The organism is Pseudomonas sp. Tul2A7, assembly GCF_054790505.1.
Map to the genome: position 1 here is coordinate 1,994,367 of NZ_CP186499.1, position 19,825 is coordinate 2,014,191.

Here is a 19,825-nt window from a genome sequence, read left to right on the forward strand (position 1 = left end):
TTCTCTCTCTGTCGCCGATAGCTGCGGATGATGTCGATTGTAATTAAGATGGGGCAATGTTTCCCCAGCCAAGGTGCCAACCGTGAGCGTGAACAACCCTCTGCTGCAGTCCTACGACCTGCCACCGTTCTCCACGATCCGTGCCGAACACGTCCTGCCCGCCATCGAAACGATCCTGGCCGACAACCGCGCCGCCATCGCCGAAATTCTCAAGACTCAAGGCCAGAACCCTACATGGGCCGGCCTGGTCCTGGCGATGGACGAACTCAATGACCGCCTCGGCGCTGCCTGGAGCCCGGTCAGCCACCTCAACGCCGTGTGCAACAGCGCCGAACTGCGTGAAGCCTACGAGTCGTGCCTGCCAGCCCTGAGCGCCTACTCCACCGAGATGGGCCAGAACCGCGAACTGTTCCAGGCTTATGAAGCGCTGGCCAACAGCCCGGAAGCCGCCACTTTCGACGTGGCGCAAAAGACTATTCTGGAACACGCCCTGCGTGACTTCCGTCTGTCGGGTATCGACCTGCCGGAAGCCGAACAGAAGCGCTACGCCGAAGTGCAAAGCAAACTGTCCGAGCTGGGCAGCCGCTTCTCCAATCAACTGCTCGACGCCACTCAGGCGTGGACCAAGCATGTCACCGAAGAGGCCGCCCTCGCCGGCCTGACCGATTCGGCCAAGGCGCAAATGGCTGCCGCCGCACAGGCCAAAGGCCTCGACGGCTGGCTGATCACCCTGGAATTCCCGAGTTACTACGCGGTGATGACCTACGCGCAAGATCGTGCGCTGCGTGAAGAAGTCTACGCCGCCTACTGCACCCGCGCCTCGGATCAAGGCCCGAACGCCGGCCAGAATGACAATGGCCCGGTGATGGAAGAGATCCTCGACCTGCGCCAGGAACTGGCCAAGCTGCTGGGTTTTGCCAGCTTCTCCGAGCTGAGCCTGGCGACGAAAATGGCCGAGTCCAGCGATCAGGTGCTGAGCTTCCTGCGTGATCTGGCCAAGCGCAGCAAGCCGTTTGCCGCACAGGATCTGCAACAACTGCGTGCCTATGCCGCCGAACAAGGCTGCGCCGATCTGCAAAGCTGGGACAGCGGTTTCTACGGCGAAAAGCTGCGTGAACAACGCTACAGCGTCGCCCAGGAAACCCTGCGCGCCTACTTCCCGATCGACAAAGTGCTGGGCGGTCTGTTCGCCATCGTCCAGCGTCTGTACGGCATCGAAATCGCCGAACAGAAAGGCTTCGATACCTGGCACCCGGACGTGCGCCTGTTCGAGATCAAGGAAAACGGTCAGCACGTCGGCCGCTTCTTCTTCGACCTCTATGCCCGCGCCAACAAGCGTGGCGGCGCGTGGATGGACGGCGCGCGCGACCGTCGTCGTACCGTCGACGGCGTGCTGCAAAGCCCGGTGGCCAATCTGGTGTGCAACTTCACCCCGGCCGACAGCGGCAAGCCTGCGCTGCTGACCCACGATGAAGTGACCACGCTGTTCCACGAATTCGGCCATGGCCTGCATCACCTGCTGACCCGCGTGGATCACGCCGGTGTTTCCGGCATCAACGGTGTGGCTTGGGACGCGGTCGAGCTGCCGAGCCAGTTCATGGAAAACTGGTGCTGGGAGCCGGAAGGTCTCGCGCTGATTTCCGGTCATTACGAAAGCGGCGAGCCGCTGCCGCAGGACCTGCTGGAAAAAATGCTCGCGGCGAAGAATTTCCAGTCCGGCCTGATGATGGTCCGTCAGCTCGAGTTCTCGCTGTTCGACTTCGAATTGCACGCCACCCACGGTGACGGCCGCAGTCCGCTGCAAGTGCTCGAGGCCGTGCGTGACGAGGTCTCGGTGATGCGTCCACCTGCCTACAACCGCTTCCCCAACAGCTTCGCGCACATCTTCGCCGGCGGTTATGCGGCGGGTTACTACAGCTACAAGTGGGCTGAAGTACTGTCGGCCGATGCCTTCTCGAAGTTCGAAGAAGACGGCGTGCTCAACGCAGAAACCGGTCGCGCCTTCCGCGAAGCGATTCTGGCGCGCGGCGGTTCGCAGGCACCGATGGTGCTGTTCGTCGACTTCCGTGGCCGTGAGCCGTCGATTGACGCACTGTTGCGCCACAGCGGCCTGAGTGAGGACGCGGCAGCATGAGTGAGGGGCCTGTGATTACCAAGAAACGCTTTATCGCCGGGGCAGTCTGCCCGGCGTGCAGCGAGCCGGACAAGTTGATGATGTGGAACGAGGACAGCGTGCCGCACCGTGAATGTGTGGCTTGCGGTTACTCCGACACACTCAACGAGCAAGGTCTTTCGGTGCCGAAAGAATTGGGCACGCGGGTCAACACCAGCGCGCTGAACAAACCCGCGCCGGACAAGACCGTGCAGGCCGTGCAGTTTTTTCCCAACCCGAAACTGAAAAAGAAGCCTGACCAGCCCAATTGAGCCATGACTGCCTCGCACCGAATCAGCGGTGCGAGGTGGTATCTATCTAATGCCTTGCCCTTGCGCTTTCTCCGTAGGCTGAATTTTTTCAACCTGCAGTCAAGGAAGACGCGATGCCCCCTACCAATCCCCTGCTACAACGCTGGCAACTGCCGGCCTGGTCCGACGTAAAGGCCGAGCACCTGGCACCCGCCATCAATGCCATCGTGGCCGATAACCAGCAGATCATCGCCGAAGTGATCGCCACCCAGACCGACCACCCCAACTGGGATGATCTGGTGATAGCCGTCGCCGAAGCCGACGCACGGCTCGCTGAAACCATGATTCTCATCGACGTGCTCTCGACGGTCAAAAGTGCTGATGTCGACTGGGTAGAGCAGAGCGCCCTGTGCAGTATTACTGCGGCACGCTATCGGGTGCAGAAGTTTGCCAACCTGGAGCTCTATCACACCTATCAACGTCTGCAGCAGAGTTCGATCGCCGACAGCTTCGATGACTTTCGCAAAGCGTCGTTAGCCAAGACCCTGCGCGCTTTTCGTCTGTCGGGCATCGAATTGCCAGCCGAACAGCGACAGCGGTTAACCGCGATAAACCTCGACATCGAGTTTCAGGAGCAATTGTTCCAGATCAATCTGGAGCGCAGCAATGCCGCCTGGAGCAAGCAGATTGACCACGCGGCGACGCTCGATGGCCTGTCAGCCGCGTTCAAGGATCGACTGGCGCTGAATGCGCGCCGAACGGGAAAAAGCGGCTGGTTGCTGACGCTGGATCGCAATACTTACGAATACATCATGAAAAATGCGCGAGACCGGAGTTTGCGCGAAGAGTATTTCCGCGCTTATTGCACCCGGGCCTCGGATCAAGGCCCGCAGGCTCTTCAGTTCGACAACGGTCCGGTCTTGCAAGAGTTACTCGGGTTACGCCATGAAAAAGCCAGGTTGCTGGGTTTCGAGAGCTTTGCCCATCTGCGGCTTTCGAATCACATGGCCAACTCGCCCGCTCAGGTCGAACACTTTCTAAAGCAGCAGATCGAGCACACTCGCGCATCACTGGAGCAGGACATACAGGCGCTGCAAGCATTCGCCGCAACGCAGGGCGTCGCAGAACTGCAGGCTTGGGATTTCGAGTTTTTTGCTGAGCAATTACGCCAGCAACGCTCGGCGAGCACACTGAAAGGACTTCGTGAGTATTTTCCGCTGGATGAAACGCTGCGCCGGTTCTGCCAGTTCAATGAACACCTGTTCGGTATCAAACTGGCAGAGCAGCAAGACCTCAGCCATTGGCACGAGGATGTGCGCCTGTTGGAAGTCAGCGAATACGATCAGGTGATGGGGTACATCTACGTTGATCCGTTTCATCGCGAGGACGCCCCGGACTTTGCCTTGACCAATACTGTGCGCAACCGACGCATCAATGCCGAGGGCCGGCCAGCCCTGCCGATCGCCATCCTCCACTGCAACTTCCCGTCCGCGACCAGCGAGCATCCCTGCCTGCTTTCACATAAAGACCTGCGCGTGCTTTTCCATGAGTTCGGGCATTGCCTGCAACAGGTGCTGACCCGCTCGCCCCATCACAACCTGTCGGGTATCTCGCAACTGGGGCGTGATACGGGCGAGTTCGCCGGGCAACTGTTCGAACAATTAGGTCTTTCAGAGGAGCTGCTTCAGTGGCTGTCAGTACACTACAAAACCCGTGCGCCACTAAGCCGCACACGGCTAACGTCAGCGCTTGCCGCCATCGCGACGCACACCAGCCGCGATACCGCCACGTTGCTGCTTGAGGCTTTATTCGATCTGGAATTGCACCGCAGCGAAGAAAACGGCCGAAACGCGCAACAGTGCTTCGAAACGGTGCTGCAACAAATACCGCAGCTGCAACTGCCCGCCTATTGCCGCTTTGCCAACAGTTTCGATTATCTGGTGACCGGTTACGAAGCCTCGGTCTACGCCTACAAATGGTCAGGCGTACTGGCCAGTGAAGCGTTCAAGCGCTTTGAGCGCGATGGGGTCTTCAATGCGCAAACCGGCCGGGAACTGCGTGAAGCGTTCTTCTCTGGTGATTCGACTTCACTGTTCAGCGCGCTGGAAACCTTTACGGGCCAGTCGGTCGCCGCTGATCTAGCAGCGCAACCGGACTGACCGATCACTCGACGTGGGCGGACTTGAACCAGCTTTTCATCGAACAGGTGGCGAAAGCACTGGTACTGCAATCGCCATTGGCCAACGCCGTGCGCAATTTGTCGACATCCACCTGCATCATGTAACGAATACCGTCCTTGAAGTGGGTACTGTCGCCGAAACCGCCTTGGGTCATTTCGCTCAAGGCATCCTCTTTGCTCCAGCCCTGAATCACCACTCGGTACATCGCCGCCATCAGGCCGGTGCGGTCGGAACCGTGCTTGCAATGCATCAACACCGGGCCATTGGCTTCGGCAGCCTGAATCGCACGCAGGGTTTTGAGCACATCAGCGTCGTCGACATGATTGGTGCGGTAGGGCAACTGCACCTGGTTGATGCCAGGTGCGGACAGCCAATTGCTATCGGCTTCCGGAAGAAAGTTGATCACCGTGGCGACTTTGAGATTTTTCAGCAGCGGCACCGCGCCGGCGTCAGGCAAAGCGCTGCGGTACAGGGTCGGCGACATCTGGAACAAGTTGTATTGCACTTCGACCGTCTGCGCCCAATCAGCCGGGCGGCCAGTGGCGGCGCCGGCAGCAGCCTGGGCTGGCATTAGCGGCAACAGAGCGAAAAGCGACAGGCACAAAACAGAAAGAAAACGAACTTGGGACATGCTGGGGTGACCGTTTCGGGATTCATCGATGAAAGGAATCGCAGCTTCTATGGTTAGCAGTCAAAGCCCCGTGAGCCGCTGGTCAAAGAAACGTGAATCCGAGTGCTTTCATCGCGCGCCGGGGCGACAAACCAGACTTTTTTCCGCTGAATCGGTTTATCCGGATCCTTAGCCTGCTACCATTTGTCACATGATGTTGCAGACGCGTCCCTTTTCTCCGGGTCAGACCGGTCCCGTCTCGACAAAAATCTTCAAGTCGCTCGCAGAAGCGGCCACCCCTAATGCCCTGATGAGGTGCTTCTCCATGTCTGATGAAGATCGAGACAACCCGCGGCGTGAGTTTTTGCGCAAATCCCTGACCTTGATCCCGGTGGTCACCCTGGCTGGCACCAGCCTGGGCAGCAGCGTCCTGCAAGCGGCGCCCGAAGCCTTGCCTGCGGCACCGCCCGCGCAACCCGCTCGCGCTGAAGCCGGCGTGTATCAGCCGAACTATTTCACCGCCGAAGAATGGGCGTTCATCAATGCCGCCGTCGCGCAATTGATCCCCAACGATGCCCAAGGCCCGGGCGCGCTCGAAGCCGGTGTGCCGGAATACATCGACCGCCAGATGAACACGCCGTACGCCGCCGGCGCCCTTTGGTACATGCAAGGTCCGTTCAATGCCGACGCCGCGCCGGAGATGGGTTGGCAGAGCAAACTGGTGCCCAAAGAGATCTATCGCCTCGGCATCGCCGCCACGGATCAGTGGGCAAAATCCATCAACGGTAAAGTATTTGCTGAGCAAGACAGCGCTACCCGAAACGATTTGCTCAAGCAACTTGAAGCGGGCAAGCCGCAATTCGATGCGGTCCCGGCGAAGATTTTCTTCAATCTGCTGCTGCAGAACACCAAGGAAGGGTTCTTCTGCGACCCGATCCACGGCGGCAACAAAGGCATGGTCGGCTGGACCATGATTGGCTTCCCCGGCGCCCGCGCCGATTTCATGGATTGGGTGGAACGTAACGAGCAATACCCCTTCCCGGCAGTTTCGATTCGCGGCGAGAGGGCGTAAGCATGGCAACGGTAATGAAGAAGGTTGACGCAGTCATCGTCGGTTTCGGCTGGACCGGCGCGATCATGGCCAAGGAACTGACCGAAGCGGGCCTCAACGTGCTGGCGCTGGAGCGCGGGCCGATGCAGGACACCTACCCCGACGGCAACTATCCGCAGGTGATCGACGAACTCACCTACAGCGTGCGCAAAAAACTCTTTCAGGACATCTCCAAAGAAACCGTCACCATTCGCCACAGCGTCAATGACATCGCCCTGCCGAACCGCCAGTTGGGCGCGTTCCTGCCGGGCAATGGCGTCGGCGGTGCCGGCCTGCACTGGTCGGGTGTGCACTTCCGGGTCGACCCGATCGAGTTGCGCATGCGCAGCCACTACGAAGAGCGCTACGGCAAAAGCTTTATCCCCAAGGACATGACCATCCAGGACTTCGGCGTCAGCTATGAAGAACTGGAGCCGTTCTTCGATTTCGCCGAAAAAGTCTTCGGCACCTCGGGCCAAGCGTGGACGGTGAAAGGCCAACTGGTCGGTCAGGGCAAGGGTGGCAACCCATACGCGCCGGACCGCTCCAACCCGTTCCCGCTGGAAGCGCAGAAGAACACGGTGTCCGCACAGCTGTTCGGCAAAGCGGCGACAGAAGTCGGCTACAAACCCTACAACCTGCCATCCGCGAATACTTCGGGGCCGTACACCAACCCCTACGGCGCGCAAATGGGCCCGTGCAACTTCTGCGGTTTCTGCAGCGGTTATGTCTGCTACATGTATTCCAAGGCTTCGCCGAACGTGAACATTCTGCCGGCGCTCAAACCGCTGCCGAATTTCGAGCTGCGGCCTAACTCGCACGTACTGCGCGTCAACCTCGACAGCACGAAATCCAAAGCCACCGGCGTGACCTACATCGACGGCCAGGGTCGCGAGATCGAGCAACCGGCGGATCTGGTGATTCTCGGCGCGTTCCAGTTGCACAACGTGCGTCTGATGCTGCTGTCCGGCATCGGCAAGCCGTACGACCCGATCAGCGGCGAAGGCGTGGTCGGGCGTAACTTCGCCTACCAGAACATGGCGACCATCAAGGCGTTCTTCGACAAGGACACCCACACCAACAACTTCATCGGCGCCGGCGGTAACGGCGTGGCGCTGGACGATTTCAACGCCGACAACTTCGACCACGGCCCGCACGGCTTCGTCGGCGGCTCGCCGATGTGGGTCAACCAGGCTGGCAGCCGACCGATTGCCGGCACCTCGAACCCGCCGGGCACCCCGGCGTGGGGCAGTGACTGGAAACGCGCGACCGCCGATTACTACACCCACCAGGTGTCGATGGACGCCCACGGCGCGCATCAGTCCTATCGTGGCAACTACCTCGATCTTGATCCGGTGTACCGCGATGCCTACGGTTTGCCGCTGCTGCGGATGACCTTCGACTGGCAGGAAAACGACATCAAGATGAACCGCTTCATGGTCGAGAAAATGGGCAAGGTCGCTGAAGCGATGGGGCCGAAAGCGATTGCAGTGATCGGCAAGAAGGTCGGCGATCACTTCAACACCGCGTCTTACCAGACCACCCACCTTAACGGTGGCGCGATCATGGGCACCGATCCGAAGAAGAGCGCGCTGAACCGCTACCTGCAGAGTTGGGACGTGCACAACGTCTTCGTTCCGGGTGCTTCGGCATTTCCGCAGGGCCTGGGTTATAACCCGACCGGTCTGGTCGCGGCGTTGACCTATTGGTCGGCGAAGGCAATTCGCGAGCAGTACCTGAAAAACCCCGGCCCGCTGGTTCAGGCTTAAGGAGCGATGACCATGAAGACTCTCGTTATCGCGACCCTGGCGTTGCTCGGCAGTGCCACACTCCATGCGGCTGAAGTTGATCAACGTTTGATCAAACAGGGCGAATACCTCGCCCGCGCCGGTGACTGCGTGGCTTGCCACACCGCCAAGAACGGCAAACCGTTCGCCGGTGGTCTGCCGATGGAAACGCCGATCGGTACGATCTACTCGACCAACATCACCCCGGACAAAACCGGCGTCGGTGAATACAGCTTCGAAGACTTCGATCAGGCCGTACGCCATGGCGTCGCCAAAAACGGCAGTACGTTGTACCCGGCGATGCCGTATCCGTCCTACGCCCGTGTCAGCGAAACCGACATGCAAGCGCTGTACGCGTACTTCATGCACGGTGTCGCACCGGTCGCGCAAGAGAACAAGGCCAGCGACATTCCATGGCCACTCAGCATGCGCTGGCCGCTGATGGGCTGGCGCTGGATGTTTGCGCCGAAGGTCGAGGACTACAAAGCCACGTCAGAGGATCCGGTGATCGACCGTGGCGCATATCTGGTCGAAGGCCTCGGCCATTGCGGCGCATGCCATACGCCACGCGCGCTGACCATGCAGGAAAAATCCCTGAGCGCGACTGACGGCACCACCTTCCTCGCCGGCAGTGCGCCGCTGGAAGGCTGGATCGCCAAGAGCCTGCGCGGCGATCACAAGGACGGTCTGGGCAGTTGGAGCGAGGCGCAACTGGTGCAGTTCCTCAAGACCGGGCGCAGCGATCGCAGCGCGGTGTTCGGCGGCATGAGCGACGTGGTCACCCACAGCATGCAATACATGACCGATGCCGACCTGACCGCGATTGCTCGCTACCTCAAATCGCTGCCGGCCACTGATCCGAACGATCAACCGCATCAGTACGATGAGAAAGCCGCCAAAGCCTTGTGGAACGGTGACGACAGTCAGCGTGGTGCTGCGGTTTACATCGACAACTGCGCGGCGTGCCACCGCACCGACGGCCACGGCTACACCCGCGTGTTCCCGGCGCTGGCGGGCAATCCGGTGCTGCAATCGGCAGATCCGACCTCGCTGATCCACATCGTGCTCAAGGGCGGTACGCTGCCAGCGACGCACACTGCGCCTTCGACCTTCACCATGCCGGGCTTTGCTTGGCGCCTGTCCGACCAAGAAGTGGCGGATGTGGTGAGTTTCATTCGTGGCAGTTGGGGTAACAAAGGCGCGCCGGTCACAGCTGGCGATGTCACAAGCCTGCGCAAGAACGATATGCAAACCACTTCCGGGGATGACCTGGGACAGGTCACCACGCATAACTGACTGTTGGAGTGCCTGGCACGTTGATGCAGCATGAGTTTTTTGTGCTGTATCAGCGGTACCTGGGAAAACCTCAACTACTGTCGGAGCTGAACTGGTGTATATCCGAACAGCAGATAAAGATTCCGCCACGTGCTGACCTCGACACTGTGAATGCATACACCTGTCAACTCTGACAGTAGCCGTTATTTGTGGTCTGAATTACTGTCCAAAGTGACGCAATTCAAATCTTGATATTGCGCAGGCATGGAGAAAATCACATGAGCTATTCAGTCGTGGTTGAGTTTAAGGACACTAATACAGACGGCAAGCAAGAGGCTGTAATTTCCCGTTATAACAATGGCTATGCAAATAATCTCAAGCCTGATGTAACGGTCACGGCTTACGCCAACGACCAAGGCGAGTACCACAGCGCCGCCGGGGTGGATGATGTGGAGGGACATGACGGGGTCGACGAATATGATACGGACACCTACACCGTCGCGGCGGGTCTTGCCTCGAAGTTGGCAGGTTTGAGCACTGTGGGCGAAGGCCGCCTGTATAGCTGCATCCTCATATCGTCAGACAGTGAGGCGAAAACGGATAAACCGACTCACGTGAGTATTGATCTGTTTAAAGTTTCAAATAGCGATCTGTCTCATCCTGACGCTAACGTGAAGTTAAAGATCAATGCCACAGGCTTTTATAAGGTGGAGGATACATTGGTGGGCGACGGCAAATTCAACATCGATGCTGACGGTGATGACGACTCTGATACCAATGACAAGCTGATTTTCGTCAATATCGCGACTTCGTTTGTTTCAATGAGAAACTACGCTGAATGAATCCGATGCGCGACTTGAGTTGGCAGGAGTCGCCGAAAGGAATCAGCTATACAGCTATAAAGCCCTGCATCAGTCTTTATCCAGGGCTTCTTTTGTGCCGGTTACAGCGAGTAAAAACTTTCTGTTACGGATTGACGATACTTACATAAACCTTGGCCAGTTCTACATTTGTAGGAATACACCACGTTGATTGAGAAACGACATAAATTAAATCCTTTTAGAGTTCATACACAGACATCAGTGCCGGTAAGTTGCGAAGGCTATAATTGATAACTTTCCTTCACAACCCGACATATGTTTCGTGGGTTGTCTCTTGTTCCAGTTATTTATATGAACAACCCCGGCACATGGCAGACCTGAACTTCACCTGTGTTCCTGAGCCGAACGGTACTGGATCACTCAGGGCTTAACCTTGTACTGTATGCATGTACAGACATGAGGTTCGCGCAAATGATCAGCCCTCTCCCCCCGCGCGGTCGCGGTACCGCCAGCAACCCGCACAACCGCTTCGCGCCAAACCGTTCGGTGGCCGAGGATGATGGCTGGTATCAGGAAGTGCCGCTGACCCAAGGCACCGAGGTGATGATCGAAACCGCAAAGACCATCATTACTCGCAACACCTCTCCGGATCTGCCCTTCGACCGCTCGATCAATCCTTATCGTGGCTGTGAACACGGCTGCATCTATTGCTACGCACGGCCCAGCCACGCTTATTGGGACATGTCACCGGGGCTGGATTTTGAAACCAGGCTGATCGCCAAGACCAACGCCGCCCAAGTGCTGGAAGAACAGCTCGGGAAAAAAGGCTATCAATGCGCGCCGATCAACCTGGGCTCCAACACCGACCCGTACCAGCCCATCGAGCGTGAACACAAAATCACCCGCCAGACCCTCGAAGTGCTGCTGCGTTATAAGCACCCGGTGACCATCGTCACCAAAGGCTCGCTGATTCTGCGCGACCTCGACCTGCTGACCGAGCTGGCGCAGCAACGGCTGGTGGCGGTGATGATCAGCCTGACCACGCTGGACGACGAACTCAAACGCATCCTTGAACCGCGCGCCGCCGCACCCAAAGCGCGGTTGCGCGCCATTCGGGTGATGCGCGAAGCCGGCATTCCGGTCGGCGTGCTGTGTTCGCCAATGATCCCGATGATCAACGACAGCGAGATCGAGAACCTGCTCACCGAAGCCCACGCCGCTGGTGCGCAAAGCGCTGCCTACATGATGTTGCGTCTGCCGCTGGAAGTGGCGCCACTGTTTGAAGAATGGCTTCAGGCGCACTATCCGCAACGCGCCGCGCATGTGCTGAGCCTGATCCGCCAGAGCCGTGGCGGCGACCTCTACGACAGCCGTTTCGGGGCGCGGATGCGTGGTGAAGGGGTGTTCGCCGACCTGCTCGCGCAACGATTTGCCAAAGCCATAAAGCGTCTTGGCATGAATCATCGCGAAGGCTACAACCTCGATTGCACGGCCTTCTGTCCGCCGGGTCGCCAGATGTCGTTGATTTAGCGACAATTGGCCTATGGTTGAGGGGTTGGAATCCTTCCGCCGAAAACACCCAGTCACGTTTTTTGTGACCTGGAACACACGTTCTAGAGCGTTTGATTCAGTTTGAGTTAAGTTTCGGCGGCTACCTTGTTCATCGAGTGACTGACGGGTCGGGATGACCCGGATGTTTTAAACAGCCACTGGCTTCATACCGGAATACATGGGAACGACTCCCCTAATCCGCCAAAGAGGATGAATCATGAGTGACAAGGATAAACAGCCGTTGGCTGCGTCGGCGCAAACCCCTGAAGCGGAATCCGCCGATGCAGCGCTGCGCCAGATCGTAGACGGCTTTTTGCATTTTCATCATGAGGTCTTCCCACAGCAGGAAGAGCTCTTCAAGAAACTCGCCACGGCCCAGGCGCCCAAGGCGATGTTCATCACCTGCGCCGACTCGCGCATCGTCCCCGAGCTGATTACCCACAGCTCGCCCGGTGATCTGTTCGTGACCCGTAACGTCGGCAACGTCGTGCCGCCTTACGGGCAGATGAACGGCGGCGTTTCCACCGCGATCGAATACGCGGTACTGGCGCTCGGTGTGCAACACATCATTATCTGCGGCCACTCCGATTGCGGCGCCATGCGTGCAGTGCTCAATCCGGACAGCCTGGAAAAAATGCCGACGGTCAAAGCCTGGCTGCGCCACGCTGAAGTCGCGAAAACCATGGTGCATGAGAACTGTAACTGCGCCGACGAAAAAGAAAGCATGCCGATCCTCACCGAGGAAAACGTCATCGCCCAATTGCAGCACTTGCGTACCCATCCTTCGGTAGCCTCACGCATGGCGAACGGTCATTTGTTCATCCATGGCTGGGTCTACGACATCGAAACCAGCGAAATCAAAGCTTACGACGCGGATCAGGGCCGTTTCCTGCCGCTCGACGGTAGCCATCCGATTCCGGTGGCGACGCCCAAAGCGCGCTTCTAAATCTTCCTAAAAATCTGTGTGGTTTGACGCCGGCCGCTGTTTCAGCGGTTCGGCGAAGCCATGCCTGAAGAAAACTTCGGGAGAATCGCCATGCGTGCGGCTCAATTGAAAGCGGTGTTGCCACGGGAGTTGCTCGCTTCAGTGGTTGTGTTTCTGGTCGCGTTGCCGCTGTGCATGGGTATCGCGATTGCGTCAGGGTTGCCACCGGCCAAGGGTTTGATCACTGGGATCATCGGCGGTCTGGTGGTCGGTTGGCTGGCGGGTTCGCCGTTGCAGGTCAGCGGGCCGGCGGCGGGTCTGGCGGTGTTGGTGTTCGAACTGGTGCGCCAGCACGGCATCGAGATGCTCGGGCCGATTCTGCTGCTCGCCGGTTTCCTGCAACTGGTCGCCGGGCGCTTGAAGCTCGGTTGCTGGTTTCGGGTCACGGCGCCAGCGGTGGTCTACGGCATGCTGGCGGGGATTGGCGTGTTGATTGTGCTGTCGCAGGTGCATGTGATGCTCGATGCGTCACCGAAGCCCTCGGGCCTGGATAACCTTACGGCGTTCCCGGCGGCGGTGGCGCAGGCCTTGCCGTCGTTCGGCTGGCAGGCCGGACTGCTCGGGCTGTCGACGATTGCGGTGATGTGGTTGTGGGAAAAATTTCGCCCGCATTCGCTGCGCTTCGTTCCGGGCGCATTGCTCGGTGTCGGTCTCGCGACCGGGGCAAGTCTGCTGCTGGCGTTGCAGGTGAAACGCGTTGAAGTGCCGGCGAATCTGGCGGAGGCCATCGATTGGCTCAAACCTGCGGACCTGCTTAGCCTTGCCGATCCGACGCTGCTGATTGCTGCGTTTGCGGTGGCGTTTATCGCCAGCGCGGAAACGTTGCTGTCCGCAGCTGCGGTGGATCGCATGCACAGCGGCGTGCGTTCGGATTTCGACCGCGAACTGTCGGCGCAAGGTGTCGGCAACATGCTCTGCGGTCTGCTCGGCGCGCTGCCGATGACCGGGGTGATCGTGCGCAGTTCGGCCAACGTCCAGGCCGGCGCGACCACGCGTTACTCGACGATCTTCCATGGCCTGTGGCTGCTGGCGTTCGTGTTGCTGCTGTCGAGTGTGCTGCAAAGCATTCCGGTGGCGAGTCTGGCCGGTGTGCTGGTTTACACCGGGTTCAAACTGGTCGATCTCAAAGCGTTTCGAGGCCTGGGACGTTATGGGCGCATGCCGATGTTCACCTACGCGGCGACGGCGCTGGCGATCATCTTCACTGACCTGCTGACGGGCGTGTTGATCGGTTTCGGTCTGACGATGTTGAAACTGGCGTTCAAGGCTTCGCGTTTGAAGATCAGCCTGATCGACCTGCCGCAGGATGGCGAAATGGAGTTGCGTCTGGTCGGTGCGGCGACATTCCTCAAGGTGCCGGCGCTGACCCAGGTACTGGGCAGTATTCCGCAGGGCACCACGGTGCATGTGCCGCTCAATAACCTGAGCTACATCGACCATTCGTGTCTGGAGTTGCTCGAGGAGTGGGGCCGGGCGAATGCGGCGAAAGGGTCGAAGCTGTTGATTGAGTCGCGCGGGTTGAAGCGCAGGCTTGAGGGGCGGATTCGAACGACTACCGGGATCGGCGCGGCCGGTTAAATCTCCGGTTGAACTCAAACCCTGTAGGAGTGAGCCTGCTCGCGATGACGGCGGGTCAGTCAACAAAGATGTTGATTGATCTATCGCCATCGCGAGCAGGCTCACTCCTACATTGGATTGTGTATAACTCAGGCAGCAGGCTGGTCCAGTTCCAGACCCACACCCAGTCGGCGGCCCATGCACGGCCAGCGTTTCCACGCGGCGCCGGTGTCCGGGCTGCTGAGTTTTTCGCGGTAGACCTCTACCGATTCCAGGGCAAAACTCTCATCGTTGAGCATCTCGTCAATGGCGTGATGCACCGCTTCGTCCAGTTGGTTGGCAAATTCCTCACCGATCAATTGGTGAGCAATCAAGTTGGCGACCGTCATGTCCAGGGGGATCAGTGGCTGGCCGAAATGCTTGATGTACAGGTCGTTGACCTCTTCGACAAAACGGTGCGCCAGATAGGCTTCATCAAGCAGGCTGTCCAGGCCAACGTGCCCGGCCATGATGGCTGGCGGCTGGAGGAAATACTGCTCGGCGATTTTCAGCACCGGTTTGATCTGCGATTCGATTCCCGCTTCCCTGGCGACTTCATTGGCTGCATCCAGCAGGTCTGGCACTTCATCGATATAGGCGGCGACAAAACGCGTCAGCACGCCCTGGGCGTCGGCTTCCGGCAATTGGATCGCCGGGTGTAAATGAGGCAGCTTGCTTTCCAGCTGACGGGTCAGCAGGCCGGTTTCTTTTTCGTGTTGTTGGGCTCTTTGGATCTGCTCGCGCAATGCGGCGGTGTTCATGAAAACTCCAGGAAACAAGGCAATGAAATAGGGAAGACATAACTTAGCTGGCTTACGAAAAATGCTAAGACGCATTTGTCATAATTATTTCATCCTTGATGCGCCTGCGTTATATCGGTTTGCCACCACTCGTCTGCATCCTTCTCCATTCGTGCCCTTGAACGCAAGTCCCCGCTGTTTCAGTTCATTTACGTGTGCACATTGCAATTTCCCGTCGCTGTCTATACTCGCCAGTGAATGGAGTTAGCTGATGACGCCCGACTGCACCCGCAGCAAGGCCCGGCGATTCAAGTTCGTAGTCTGATGCAGCCGCTCCCTTGCCGCAGGCGAAAGCCGGCGGGATAACAAGAACGATAAGGGGAACCCGCAATGATGCGACATCCACACGTCTGGATGGGCCTCCTGTTGTGGTCGATTTTCAGCCAGGCCAACGCCGCCTGGACTGTGAATATGGCGCCTGGAGCGACTGAAATCAGTCACGCAGTATTCGACCTGCACATGACCATTTTCTGGATCTGTGTGGTGATCGGGATCATCGTCTTCGGCGCCATGTTCTGGTCGATGATGGTGCACCGCCGTTCTACCGGGCAGGTCGCCGCAAAATTCCACGAAAGCACCGGCGTCGAAATCATGTGGACCGTCGTGCCGCTGCTGATTCTGGTGGCCATGGCCGTTCCCGCCACCGCGACGCTGATCAAGATGTACGACACCAGTGAGCCGGACATCGATATCCAGGTCACCGGTTATCAGTGGAAGTGGCACTACAAATACCTGGGCCAGGACGTCGAGTTCTTCAGCAACCTGGCCACCCCCGCCGAACAGATCCACAACAAGGAAGCCAAGGGCGAGCACTACTTGCTTGAGGTCGACAAGCCATTGGTGCTGCCGACCGGGGCCAAGGTGCGCTTCCTTGTAACCTCCGCCGACGTGATCCACTCGTGGTGGGTGCCGGCCTTCGCGGTCAAGCGCGATGCGATTCCGGGGTTCGTCAACGAAGCCTGGACGCGTGTCGACAAGCCCGGCATTTACCGCGGCCAGTGCGCCGAACTGTGCGGCAAGGATCACGGCTTCATGCCGATCGTGGTCGAGGTCAAGGACAAGGCCGATTACGACAAGTGGCTCGCCGAGCGCAAGGCTGAGGCCGCGCAGCTTAAAGAGCTGACCAGTAAGGATTGGACCCTCGACGAACTCAAGGAGCGCGGCGACAAGGTGTATCACACCACCTGCGTTGCCTGTCACCAGGCCGAAGGCCAGGGCCTGCCGCCGATGTTCCCGGCGCTCAAGGGCTCGAAAATTGCCACCGGCCCGATCAAGGATCACTTGAGCATTGTCTTCCACGGCAAGCCCGGCACCGCCATGGCGGCGTTCGGCAAACAGCTGTCGGAAGTCGATATCGCAGCGGTCGTGACCTACGAACGTAACGCCTGGGGCAACAACAAGGGCGACATGGTCACGCCAAAAGAAGTGCTGGAGCTGAAACAGGCGGAAAGCAAATGAGCCGGTCTATCGCGTACCTCGTGAACCGGTCGGGGCACCACGCCCCGGCCCGCCCCGCCCACTCACGTAAAGGAGACCGGCCATGAGCGCTGTCATCGATGACCACGGTCATGCCGACCACGCCCACGGCCCCGCCAAAGGCCTGATGCGCTGGGTGCTGACCACCAACCACAAGGACATCGGCACGCTGTACCTGTGGTTTGCGTTCCTGATGTTCCTGCTTGGCGGCTCGTTCGCCATGGTGATCCGTGCCGAGCTGTTTCAGCCCGGTTTGCAGATCGTCGAACCGGCGTTCTTCAACCAGATGACCACCATGCACGGTCTGGTGATGGTCTTCGGTGCGGTGATGCCGGCATTCGTCGGCCTCGCCAACTGGATGATCCCGCTGATGGTCGGCGCGCCAGACATGGCCCTGCCACGGATGAACAACTTCAGCTTCTGGCTGCTGCCGGCGGCGTTTCTGCTGCTGGTCTCGACCCTGTTCAGCCCCGGTGGCGGGCCGAACTTCGGCTGGACCTTTTACGCGCCGCTGTCGACGACCTATGCGCCGGAAAGCGTGACGTTCTTCATCTTTGCCATCCACCTGATGGGGATCAGTTCGATCATGGGCGCGATCAACGTGATCGCGACCATTCTCAACCTGCGCGCCCCCGGCATGACCCTGATGAAAATGCCGCTGTTCGTCTGGACCTGGCTGATCACCGCGTTCCTGCTGATCGCGGTGATGCCGGTGCTGGCCGGGTGCGTGACGATGATGCTGATGGACATCCACTTCGGCACCAGTTTCTTCAGCGCTGCCGGTGGCGGTGACCCGGTGCTGTTCCAGCATGTGTTCTGGTTCTTCGGGCACCCTGAGGTGTACATCATGATCCTGCCGGCGTTCGGCGCGGTCAGCCAGATCATCCCGACCTTCGCGCGCAAACCGCTGTTCGGCTACACCTCGATGGTCTATGCAACGGCGAGCATTGCGTTCCTGTCGTTCATCGTCTGGGCGCACCACATGTTCGTCGTGGGCATTCCGTTGGTGGGCGAATTGTTCTTCATGTACGCGACCATGCTCATCGCGGTTCCGACCGGGGTCAAGGTGTTCAACTGGGCCAGCACCATGTGGCAAGGCTCGATGACCTTCGAGACACCGATGCTGTTCGCGGTGGCGTTCGTGATCCTGTTCTCCATCGGCGGTTTCTCCGGGCTGATGCTGGCTATCGCCCCGGCGGACTTCCAGTATCAGGACACCTACTTTGTCGTCGCGCACTTCCACTATGTGCTGGTGCCGGGGGCGATCTTCGGGATCTTCGCCTCGGCCTATTACTGGTTGCCGAAATGGACCGGGCACATGTACGACGAAACCCTCGGCAAGCTGCATTTCTGGCTGTCGTTCGTTGGCATGAACCTGACCTTCTTCCCGATGCACTTCGTCGGACTGGCGGGGATGCCGCGAAGGATTCCGGACTACAACCTGCAGTTCGCCGACTTCAACATGGTCTCGTCGATCGGCGCGTTCATGTTCGGTGCCACACAGATCTTCTTCCTGTTCATCGTGATCAAGACCATTCGGGGTGGCGAACCTGCACCGGCCAAGCCTTGGGATGGTGCGGAAGGTCTGGAGTGGAGCGTGCCGTCACCGGCGCCGTATCACACCTTCACCACACCGCCGGAAGTGAAATGAACACAGATCTGTCTGTGGGAGCGAGCCTGCTCGCGAAGAACGATGACGCGGTTCATCTGATGCACCGAGTGGTCTGCTTCGCGAGCAGGCTCGCTCCCACAAGGGATCTGATGAGAGGCATGAACCATGGCTGACTCGATCTCGATGAAAAAACTCGTCACCCGCCTGCTCGGGGTGGTGGTGGCGATGTTTGTCTTCGGTTTTGCCCTGGTGCCGATCTACGACGTGATGTGCAAGGCCTTCGGCATCAACGGCAAGACTGCCGGGCAGTACGAGGGTGAGCAGGTGGTCGACACCTCACGCCAGGTGCGCGTGCAGTTTCTGTCGACCAACACCGCCGATATGCCATGGGACTTCTACCCCAAGCATGACGAACTCACCGCCAACCCCGGCGCGGTCAACGAGATGATTTTCATCGCGCGCAATCCCACCGACAAACCGATGAGTGCGCAAGCGGTGCCGAGCATCGCGCCGAGCAACGCGGCGGCGTACTTCCACAAGACCGAATGCTTTTGCTTTACCCAGCAAGTGCTGCAGCCCGGTCAGCAGATCGAGATGCCAGTGCGCTTCATTGTTGACCGCGACATGCCCAAGGATGTGAAGCACCTGACGCTGTCCTACACGCTGTTCGATATCACCGCCCGACATCCGCCGGTGGCTGTAAACGCCGGCGGTTGAGCGTGCCCGATAAGGAGAACAATAAATGGCAACTCATGAGCACTATTTCGTTCCGGCCCAGAGCAAATGGCCGATCATTGCCACGGTCGGGATGCTCGTCACCGTGTACGGTCTGGCCACCTGGTTCAACGATCTGAAGGCCGCGCGCCCGGAATCCCACGGCCCGCTGATTTTTTTCGTCGGTGGCCTGCTGGTGGCGTACATGCTGTTCGGCTGGTTCGGCACGGTGATCAAGGAAAGCCGCGCGGGACTCTACAGCGCGCAGCTGGATCGCTCGTTCCGCTGGGGCATGAGTTGGTTCATCTTCTCCGAGGTGATGTTCTTCATCGCCTTTTTTGGTGCGCTGTTTTACGTGCGGCACATCTCGGGTCCGGCTCTCGGCGGTGAAGGCCCGAAAGGCATCGCGCACATGCTCTGGCCGAACTTCCAGTTCACCTGGCCGCTGCTGCACACGCCGGATCCGAAACTGTTCCCGCCACCGAAAGACATCATCAGCCCGTGGGGCCTGCCGCTGATCAACACGATTCTGCTGGTCAGCTCCAGCGTGACCATCACCATTGCCCACCATGCTTTGAAGAAGGGCCATCGCGGCGCACTGAAAATCTGGCTGGCGATCACCGTGCTGCTGGGCTGCGCGTTTCTCGGTTTCCAGGCTGAGGAATACATCCACGCCTATCACGAACTGGGGCTGACCCTCGGTTCGGGCATTTATGGCGCGACGTTCTTCATGCTCACCGGGTTCCACGGCGCCCACGTGACCATCGGCACGATCATTCTGTTCGTGATGCTGATGCGCATCATGAAGGGTCATTTCGACAACGAGCACCAGTTCGGTTTCGAAGCGGCGAGCTGGTATTGGCACTTCGTCGACGTGGTGTGGATCGGCTTATTCATCTTCGTTTACGTGCTCTGAGGAGCAACG

At 58.9% G+C, this 19,825-nt stretch carries 16 protein-coding genes; 14 read left to right on the top strand and 2 right to left on the bottom strand.

What is annotated here, in order from left to right:
- Positions 1 to 82 precede the first annotated feature (82 nt).
- The 3 genes from prlC to ACOYXJ_RS08910 all read left to right on the top strand — a co-directional run bounded on the left by prlC (position 83) and on the right by ACOYXJ_RS08910 (position 4,562).
- The gene (gene prlC, locus ACOYXJ_RS08900) at positions 83 to 2,134 is read left to right on the top strand and encodes an oligopeptidase A (RefSeq protein ID WP_150795085.1); all 2,052 of its coding nucleotides are present in this window, start codon (positions 83 to 85) and stop codon (positions 2,132 to 2,134) included.
- Complete coding sequence (locus tag ACOYXJ_RS08905) at positions 2,131 to 2,424, top strand: YheV family putative zinc ribbon protein (protein WP_127925333.1); 294 nt, start codon at positions 2,131 to 2,133, stop codon at positions 2,422 to 2,424. The genes prlC and ACOYXJ_RS08905 overlap by 4 nt, the downstream gene beginning before the upstream one ends.
- Before the next feature lie 113 nt (positions 2,425 to 2,537).
- On the top strand, positions 2,538 to 4,562 hold the full coding sequence (locus ACOYXJ_RS08910) for a M3 family metallopeptidase (RefSeq protein WP_460369020.1): 2,025 nt from the start codon (positions 2,538 to 2,540) through the stop codon (positions 4,560 to 4,562).
- A 4-nt stretch (positions 4,563 to 4,566) separates the two neighbouring features.
- On the opposite strand, the gene ACOYXJ_RS08915 is transcribed toward ACOYXJ_RS08910, so the two are convergent.
- Entirely contained in the window at positions 4,567 to 5,214 is a 648-nt protein-coding gene (locus ACOYXJ_RS08915; RefSeq protein WP_460369022.1) for a dual specificity protein phosphatase family protein, read from the bottom strand.
- 304 nt (positions 5,215 to 5,518) lie between these two features.
- Between ACOYXJ_RS08915 and ACOYXJ_RS08920 the strand changes: the two genes are divergently transcribed.
- The 7 genes from ACOYXJ_RS08920 to ACOYXJ_RS08950 all read left to right on the top strand — a co-directional run bounded on the left by ACOYXJ_RS08920 (position 5,519) and on the right by ACOYXJ_RS08950 (position 14,280).
- Positions 5,519 to 6,265, top strand: coding sequence for a gluconate 2-dehydrogenase subunit 3 family protein (locus ACOYXJ_RS08920; protein ID WP_460369024.1), 747 nt, complete (start codon positions 5,519 to 5,521; stop codon positions 6,263 to 6,265).
- Positions 6,266 to 6,267: 2 nt separating this feature from the next.
- Positions 6,268 to 8,052 carry a GMC family oxidoreductase gene (locus ACOYXJ_RS08925; protein ID WP_007911713.1) on the top strand — a complete coding sequence of 595 codons (1,785 nt, stop codon included), beginning with the start codon at positions 6,268 to 6,270 and terminating at the stop codon, positions 8,050 to 8,052.
- Between the two features lie 12 nt (positions 8,053 to 8,064).
- A complete protein-coding gene (locus ACOYXJ_RS08930; RefSeq protein WP_460369026.1) occupies positions 8,065 to 9,366 on the top strand; it encodes a c-type cytochrome in 1,302 nt (433 codons plus the stop codon).
- 257 nt (positions 9,367 to 9,623) lie between these two features.
- Positions 9,624 to 10,187, top strand: coding sequence for a hypothetical protein (locus tag ACOYXJ_RS08935; protein WP_150795080.1), 564 nt, complete (start codon positions 9,624 to 9,626; stop codon positions 10,185 to 10,187).
- Between the two features lie 450 nt (positions 10,188 to 10,637).
- Complete coding sequence (locus ACOYXJ_RS08940) at positions 10,638 to 11,696, top strand: PA0069 family radical SAM protein (protein WP_460369028.1); 1,059 nt, start codon at positions 10,638 to 10,640, stop codon at positions 11,694 to 11,696.
- A gap of 238 nt (positions 11,697 to 11,934) precedes the next feature.
- Positions 11,935 to 12,663 (top strand): carbonic anhydrase, encoded by a 729-nt coding sequence (locus ACOYXJ_RS08945; RefSeq protein ID WP_007911720.1) that lies wholly within the window; start codon positions 11,935 to 11,937, stop codon positions 12,661 to 12,663.
- A gap of 90 nt (positions 12,664 to 12,753) precedes the next feature.
- Positions 12,754 to 14,280 (top strand): SulP family inorganic anion transporter, encoded by a 1,527-nt coding sequence (locus ACOYXJ_RS08950; RefSeq protein ID WP_016983437.1) that lies wholly within the window; start codon positions 12,754 to 12,756, stop codon positions 14,278 to 14,280.
- Between the two features lie 128 nt (positions 14,281 to 14,408).
- On the opposite strand, the gene ACOYXJ_RS08955 is transcribed toward ACOYXJ_RS08950, so the two are convergent.
- Positions 14,409 to 15,059, bottom strand: coding sequence for a hypothetical protein (locus tag ACOYXJ_RS08955; protein ID WP_460369030.1), 651 nt, complete (start codon positions 15,057 to 15,059; stop codon positions 14,409 to 14,411).
- A 369-nt stretch (positions 15,060 to 15,428) separates the two neighbouring features.
- Here ACOYXJ_RS08955 and coxB point away from each other — a divergent pair, with 369 nt between their 5' ends.
- From coxB to ACOYXJ_RS08975, 4 genes are all read left to right on the top strand, one after another.
- Positions 15,429 to 16,556, top strand: coding sequence for a cytochrome c oxidase subunit II (gene coxB / locus ACOYXJ_RS08960; RefSeq protein WP_460369032.1), 1,128 nt, complete (start codon positions 15,429 to 15,431; stop codon positions 16,554 to 16,556).
- An 82-nt stretch (positions 16,557 to 16,638) separates the two neighbouring features.
- The gene (gene ctaD / locus ACOYXJ_RS08965; RefSeq protein WP_095119635.1) at positions 16,639 to 18,225 is read left to right on the top strand and encodes a cytochrome c oxidase subunit I; all 1,587 of its coding nucleotides are present in this window, start codon (positions 16,639 to 16,641) and stop codon (positions 18,223 to 18,225) included.
- A gap of 126 nt (positions 18,226 to 18,351) precedes the next feature.
- Entirely contained in the window at positions 18,352 to 18,903 is a 552-nt protein-coding gene (locus ACOYXJ_RS08970; protein WP_460369034.1) for a cytochrome c oxidase assembly protein, read from the top strand.
- Between the two features lie 25 nt (positions 18,904 to 18,928).
- Positions 18,929 to 19,816, top strand: coding sequence for a cytochrome c oxidase subunit 3 (locus ACOYXJ_RS08975; protein WP_460369036.1), 888 nt, complete (start codon positions 18,929 to 18,931; stop codon positions 19,814 to 19,816).
- Positions 19,817 to 19,825 lie beyond the last annotated feature (9 nt).

Coding starts and splice junctions, on each gene's coding strand:
- ACOYXJ_RS08905 (WP_127925333.1), top strand. CDS start 2,131: ATGAGTGAGGGGCCTGTGATTACCAAGAAACGCTTTATCGCCGGGGCA.
- ACOYXJ_RS08910 (WP_460369020.1), top strand. CDS start 2,538: ATGCCCCCTACCAATCCCCTGCTACAACGCTGGCAACTGCCGGCCTGG.
- ACOYXJ_RS08915 (WP_460369022.1), bottom strand. CDS start 5,214: ATGTCCCAAGTTCGTTTTCTTTCTGTTTTGTGCCTGTCGCTTTTCGCT.
- ACOYXJ_RS08920 (WP_460369024.1), top strand. CDS start 5,519: ATGTCTGATGAAGATCGAGACAACCCGCGGCGTGAGTTTTTGCGCAAA.
- ACOYXJ_RS08925 (WP_007911713.1), top strand. CDS start 6,268: ATGGCAACGGTAATGAAGAAGGTTGACGCAGTCATCGTCGGTTTCGGC.
- ACOYXJ_RS08930 (WP_460369026.1), top strand. CDS start 8,065: ATGAAGACTCTCGTTATCGCGACCCTGGCGTTGCTCGGCAGTGCCACA.
- ACOYXJ_RS08935 (WP_150795080.1), top strand. CDS start 9,624: ATGAGCTATTCAGTCGTGGTTGAGTTTAAGGACACTAATACAGACGGC.
- ACOYXJ_RS08940 (WP_460369028.1), top strand. CDS start 10,638: ATGATCAGCCCTCTCCCCCCGCGCGGTCGCGGTACCGCCAGCAACCCG.
- ACOYXJ_RS08945 (WP_007911720.1), top strand. CDS start 11,935: ATGAGTGACAAGGATAAACAGCCGTTGGCTGCGTCGGCGCAAACCCCT.
- ACOYXJ_RS08950 (WP_016983437.1), top strand. CDS start 12,754: ATGCGTGCGGCTCAATTGAAAGCGGTGTTGCCACGGGAGTTGCTCGCT.
- ACOYXJ_RS08955 (WP_460369030.1), bottom strand. CDS start 15,059: ATGAACACCGCCGCATTGCGCGAGCAGATCCAAAGAGCCCAACAACAC.
- coxB (WP_460369032.1), top strand. CDS start 15,429: ATGATGCGACATCCACACGTCTGGATGGGCCTCCTGTTGTGGTCGATT.
- ctaD (WP_095119635.1), top strand. CDS start 16,639: ATGAGCGCTGTCATCGATGACCACGGTCATGCCGACCACGCCCACGGC.
- ACOYXJ_RS08970 (WP_460369034.1), top strand. CDS start 18,352: ATGGCTGACTCGATCTCGATGAAAAAACTCGTCACCCGCCTGCTCGGG.
- ACOYXJ_RS08975 (WP_460369036.1), top strand. CDS start 18,929: ATGGCAACTCATGAGCACTATTTCGTTCCGGCCCAGAGCAAATGGCCG.